The 5,066-nt window shown below is 62.0% G+C and carries 4 protein-coding genes and 3 pseudogenes; 5 read left to right on the top strand and 2 right to left on the bottom strand.

Annotation, left to right across the window (positions count from 1 at the left end; translation table 11 throughout):
* Nucleotides 1–24 precede the first annotated feature (24 nt).
* The 4 genes from IQ35_RS20515 to IQ35_RS20500 are packed head-to-tail and all read left to right on the top strand — an operon-like array spanning nt 25 to nt 3,472.
* Nucleotides 25–810: a 2-keto-4-pentenoate hydratase gene (locus IQ35_RS20515; RefSeq protein ID WP_070936403.1), complete on the top strand. Its 786-nt coding sequence runs from the start codon at nt 25–27 to the stop codon at nt 808–810.
* Nucleotides 811–812: 2 nt separating this feature from the next.
* Nucleotides 813–1,769 carry an acetaldehyde dehydrogenase (acetylating) gene (locus tag IQ35_RS20510; protein ID WP_070936405.1) on the top strand — a complete coding sequence of 319 codons (957 nt, stop codon included), beginning with the start codon at nt 813–815 and terminating at the stop codon, nt 1,767–1,769.
* Nucleotides 1,766–2,809, top strand: coding sequence for a 4-hydroxy-2-oxovalerate aldolase (gene dmpG / locus IQ35_RS20505; RefSeq protein WP_070936407.1), 1,044 nt, complete (start codon nt 1,766–1,768; stop codon nt 2,807–2,809). The genes IQ35_RS20510 and dmpG overlap by 4 nt, the downstream gene beginning before the upstream one ends.
* A 36-nt stretch (nt 2,810–2,845) precedes the next feature.
* Nucleotides 2,846–3,472, top strand: a complete 627-nt coding sequence (locus tag IQ35_RS20500) for a biotin carboxylase N-terminal domain-containing protein (protein WP_084653593.1) — start codon at nt 2,846–2,848, stop codon at nt 3,470–3,472.
* 135 nt (nt 3,473–3,607) lie between these two features.
* On the opposite strand, the pseudogene IQ35_RS21680 reads toward IQ35_RS20500, so the two are convergent.
* Nucleotides 3,608–4,059: pseudogene (locus tag IQ35_RS21680) on the bottom strand (IS5 family transposase); the annotation flags it as partial.
* Between the two features lie 68 nt (nt 4,060–4,127).
* On the opposite strand from IQ35_RS21680, the pseudogene IQ35_RS20490 reads away from it, so the two are divergent.
* Nucleotides 4,128–4,810, top strand: a pseudogene (locus IQ35_RS20490) (IS3 family transposase); the annotation flags it as partial.
* Nucleotides 4,811–4,841: 31 nt separating this feature from the next.
* On the opposite strand, the pseudogene IQ35_RS20485 reads toward IQ35_RS20490, so the two are convergent.
* A pseudogene (locus tag IQ35_RS20485) lies at nt 4,842–5,066 on the bottom strand (IS6 family transposase); the annotation flags it as partial.

Raw genomic sequence — 5,066 nt, 5'->3', positions numbered from 1 at the left:
GTTGGCGACTAGAAAGAGAGAACCATGCTCAAGCCAGATTATGAAGAGCTCGCAAGGCGACTGCGCGACGCCTACACCGGCGAGACGCTACCGCCGCTGCGCGAGTGGCTGGAGCCGACCGATGCGGCCGGGGCCTATGCGGTCCAGGCGATCAACACAAGTTTCTGGGAAAGCCAGGGCCGCGGCATCGTTGGCCGTAAGGCTGGCCTGACTGCCGAGGCCGTGCAGAAGCAGCTTGGCGTCGACCAGCCCGATTTCGGTGTCCTGTTTGACGACATGCAGATTGCGGACGGCGGTAATCTTGATCCGGCGCGCTGCATCCAGGCCAAGGCCGAAGCGGAAATAGCCTTTGTTCTGGGCGCGGACCTGCCATCGGCTGACACCACGGCAGAGCAGGTCGCGGCGGCGGTCGCCTCGGTCCATGCGGCGATCGAGATTGTCGACAGCCGCATTGCCGACTGGAAGATCACCTTTGCCGATACCGTCGCCGACAACGGCTCTTCGGCGTTCTTCGTCCTGTCCGATCAGGGCCTACCTCTGGCTGGTCTCGATTTGGAGGGTGCGGCCATGACCATGACGCTCAACGGCAACGTGGCCTCGTCCGGGATCGGTTCGGCGGCGCTGGGCAATCCGCTCAACGCGGCGGCCTGGCTGGCCCGCACTCTGGCAGCAGGCGGCGACCCGCTGAAGGCTGGCGACATTCTGCTGGCCGGCGCCCTCGGCCCGATGGTGGTGCTGAACGCCGGAGACGAGGTTCGCACTGATGTCGCCGGCATCGGCACCTGTTCCTTCTCGTTCAACGGAGCCTGATTATGGCCAAGACCAAGGTAGCCATCATCGGTTCGGGCAATATCGGCACCGACCTGATGATCAAGATAATGCGCCTTTCCGGCGTACTGGAAATGGGCGTGATGGTCGGGATCGATCCGGCCTCCGATGGCCTCGCCCGCGCGCAGCGACTGGGTGTTGCAACGACGGCGGAAGGGATCGATGGCCTCATCAGGATGCCCGAGTTTGCGGACGTCGGGATCGTGTTCGACGCTACTTCGGCCGGAGCGCACAAGCGCAACAGCGAACTGGTGCTCGCCGCTGGCAAGCGCATGGTCGACCTTACGCCTGCCGCGATCGGGCCTTACGTGGTGCCGCCGGTCAATGGCGAAGTGTGCCTCGATGCCAAGAACGTGAACATGGTCACTTGCGGCGGCCAGGCGACCATCCCGATCGTGGCGGCGGTGAACCGCGTGGCCAAGGTCCACTATGGCGAGATTGTTGCCTCGATTGCCTCGAAGAGTGCTGGCCCGGGCACCCGCGCCAACATCGACGAGTTCACCGAGACCACCAGCCAGGCGATCATGGACGTCGGCGGCGCGACGCGCGGCAAGGCGATCATTATCCTCAACCCCGCCGAACCGCCTTTGATCATGCGCGATACAGTCTATTGTCTGTGCGAAGATGCCGATCAGGATGCGATCCGCAAGTCGGTGGAAGACATGGTCGCCGAAGTGCAGAGCTATGTCCCCGGCTACCGCATGAAGCAGGCCGTACAGTTTGAGCATATCGGCTCCAACCGTCCGCTGCGCATCCCGGAAATGGACGGCGAATTCACCGGGCTCAAGGTCTCCGTCTTCCTCGAAGTGGAAGGCGCGGCCCATTACCTGCCGGCCTATGCCGGCAACCTCGACATCATGACCTCTGCCGCGCTCAAGACGGCCGAGAAGATCGCGAACCGCATGCACGACAACGAAATACAAGGGGGAGCGGCAGCATGACTTTCGACCCGACCCAGCAAAAGCTCTACATTCAGGACGTCACTCTGCGTGACGGAATGCACGCTATCCGTCACCAGTATGGTCTGGACCACGTCCAGGCGATTGCCCGCGCACTTGACCGGGCCAAGGTCGACGCGATCGAAGTCGCCCACGGCGACGGCCTGCAAGGCTCCAGCTTCAACTACGGCTTTGGCGCCTACACCGATTGGGACTGGATCGGCGCCGTGGCCGAAGTGCTGGAACACTCGGTGCTGACCACCCTCCTTCTGCCCGGCATCGGCACAGTCCACGATCTGAAGCACGCTTATGAGTTGGGTGTGCGTTCGGTGCGCATCGCGACCCACTGCACCGAAGCGGACGTCAGCAAGCAGCACATCGAGGCGGCGCGCAACTTGGGCATGGACGTCTCGGGCTTCCTGATGATGAGCCACATGACCAGCCCGGAAGCGCTGGCCCAACAGGCCCAGTTGATGGAAAGTTACGGCGCGCATTGCGTCTACGTCACCGACAGTGGTGGCGCGATGAGCATGGATGACTACGCGGCGCGCGTTGCCGCCTACGACAAGGTACTGAAGCCCGAAACGCAGCGCGGCGTGCACGCGCACCACAACCTCAGCCTTGGTGTCGCCAACTCCATCGTCGCGGTGCAGAATGGTGCGGTCCGGGTCGATGCGAGCCTTGCCGGCATGGGCGCGGGGGCAGGCAACGCTCCGCTCGAAGTGTTCATCGCCGCTGCCGACCGCATGGGCTGGAACCATGGCTGCGACCTTTATGCCCTGATGGATGCCGCCGAGGATCTGGTGCGTCCGCTGCAGGACCGCCCGGTACGCGTTGACCGCGAAACGCTGACGCTGGGCTATGCCGGTGTCTATTCCTCCTTCCTGCGCCACGCTGAAAAGGCTGCCGGGGAACATGGCATAGATACCCGCGCCATCCTTGTGGAACTGGGTCGCCGCAAGATGGTCGGAGGCCAGGAGGACATGATCGTCGATGTCGCGCTCGATATGATCAAGCAAAGGTCGGCAGCCGATGGGCAATGACTTTGAGAACCTTGCGCAGCAGCGGAGCTCCGCGCGATGAGAAAGATTCTTGTCGCCAACCGCTCCGAGATCGCGATCCGTGTCTTTCGTGCTGCTACGGAACTAGGGATACGAACGGTTGCAATATATGCAGAGGAGGACAAGCTTTCTCTCCATCGGTTCAAGGCGGATGAGGCCTATCATCTGGGTGAGGGTCTTGGACCGATTGCAGCCTATCTGGATGGCCCGCGGATCATCGAAATCGCGAAGGCCGCTGGCGTAGATGCAATCCATCCTGGTTATGGATTTCTGTCCGAGAACCCTGATTTCGCAAAAGCCTGTGCCGACGCAGGTATTACCTTCATTGGTCCGAGCCCTGCGACAATGCACAGCCTGGGCGATAAGGTATCAGCGCGTAACATAGCGGTTAGCGTCAGTGTGCCGGTTATCCCGGCGAGTGAACCGCTGCCCGACGATGAAACTGCGATCAAAATGATCGCGGCAGATATCGGTTATCCTTTGATGCTCAAGGCGAGTTGGGGCGGCGGTGGACGCGGCATGCGCCCGATCGAGGATGAGAGTGGTCTCATTGAGGCCGTGCGCTCGGGCAAGCGCGAAGCGAAGGCTGCCTTCGGCCGGGATGTGAAGCAGCGTTGGAGTGGGACCCGCTCTGACGGGAGGTAATGCATTGATTTCTATCCTTATACTGGCGCATGCCGGGGTCCCGATCGGCGCCGATCGGGACCCCGGTCAAAACCAACTTTTTACGGCAATTCAAAATGATAGATCGTGAAGTAGGAGGGGCCCGTTCCAGCGCCGATCCACACCCTTGTCCGCGAGCAGCGCCGTGGGTGTGGCGACGGGGATCGCCATCAGCGGTTCGGCAGCGGTGTAGTCGGAAGCCTCGCCGCCGGTCAGGATGAAGCCGACAGGCAGTCCCTGATTGTCGCAACGGGCGTGGATCTTGCTCGTAAAGCCGCCGCGTGATCGACCAAGAGCGTTCGCACAAGCCCCCCTTTTCCGCCCGCTGCCGAGACGTGGCCGCGAACGCTGGTGCTGTCGATCATGTGTTGCCAGTCGTCGGTCAGACCCAGGTCGACCAGTGTTTGCAGCAGGGCATCCCAGACACCTTGTTCGGCCCAGCGACGGAAGCGCACATAGACGGAGTTCCACTTGCCGTATCGCTCATGCATGTCGCGCCAGGGACAGCCGACCCGCAGCACGTGAAGCATTCCATTGAGGAAAAGCCGGTTATCGCCCGCCGGCCGCGCCCAACTGATCTGCCCCCTTCTGAGTGGTCCAAAATTGATGATATTTTGGATTACGAAGGAGACAAGGTATGCCGAGCAAAAAGCATCGCCCGGAAGAGATTATCGGCAAGCTGCGTGAAGCGGAGGTTGTGCTGGCGCAGGGCGCGACGACCGCGGAGGCGTGTCGGCGGATCGCGGTCAGCGAGCAAACCTATTATCGGTGGCGTAAGGAATATGGCGGCCTGAAGACCGATCAGGCACGTCGGATGAAGGATCTGGAGAAGGAGAATGTGCGGCTTCGCCGTGCGATCTCGGACCTGACGCTAGACAAGCTGATATTGCAGGAGGCCGCCCGGGGAAACTTCTGAGCCCCGCGCGCCGAAGGCGCTGTATCGATCACATCAGAATGATGATGCCGGTGTCCGAGCGACGGGTCTGCCGCGTGCTCGGGCAACATCGATCGACACAGCGCAAGGTGCCTCGCGGGGCCGATGACGAAGCAGCTCTCACCGCGGATATCATTGCGCTGGCGCGGCAATATGGTCGTTATGGCTATCGCCGAGTGACGGCGTTGCTGCGCAATGCAGGGTGGCATGTGAACCGCAAACGGGTCGAGCGCATCTGGCGACGCGAGGGGCTCAAGGTGCCGCAAAGGCAGCCGAAGCGCGGGCGGCTCTGGTTGAACGACGGATCGTGCATCCGGCTTCGGCCGGAATATCCCGGGCACGTCTGGTCCTATGACTTCGTCGGGCTCTGTTGCAAAGATTGGCGGCAGTCACAGGTAGGCTGTCGCTCTGCGCCGATCAGGCGGCTGCTGCGAAATGGTGGTTGAGCATGTCCATGGCCTCCGTCAGTGCCGAGGGCCCAATGCCGAAAGCTCTCTCCACAAGGCGCACCTCTCCCCTGATGCCGGGCTGCAGGCACCAGGGGCGAGCCTGTCCTTTGCGCAGGGCTCGCATGACTTCGAATCCCTTGATCGTGGCATAGGCCGTGGGGATCGATTTGAAACCGCGCACCGGCTTGATCAG

Source organism: Sphingobium wenxiniae (genome assembly GCF_007830065.1).
GTDB classification, from domain to species: domain Bacteria; phylum Pseudomonadota; class Alphaproteobacteria; order Sphingomonadales; family Sphingomonadaceae; genus Sphingobium; species Sphingobium wenxiniae.
The sequence above is the reverse complement of the archived record's forward strand: the minus strand, read 5'-3'. Positions and strand labels throughout refer to the sequence as shown.

Coding starts and splice junctions, on each gene's coding strand:
- IQ35_RS20500 (WP_084653593.1), top strand. CDS start 2,846: ATGAGAAAGATTCTTGTCGCCAACCGCTCCGAGATCGCGATCCGTGTC.
- IQ35_RS20510 (WP_070936405.1), top strand. CDS start 813: ATGGCCAAGACCAAGGTAGCCATCATCGGTTCGGGCAATATCGGCACC.
- IQ35_RS20515 (WP_070936403.1), top strand. CDS start 25: ATGCTCAAGCCAGATTATGAAGAGCTCGCAAGGCGACTGCGCGACGCC.
- dmpG (WP_070936407.1), top strand. CDS start 1,766: ATGACTTTCGACCCGACCCAGCAAAAGCTCTACATTCAGGACGTCACT.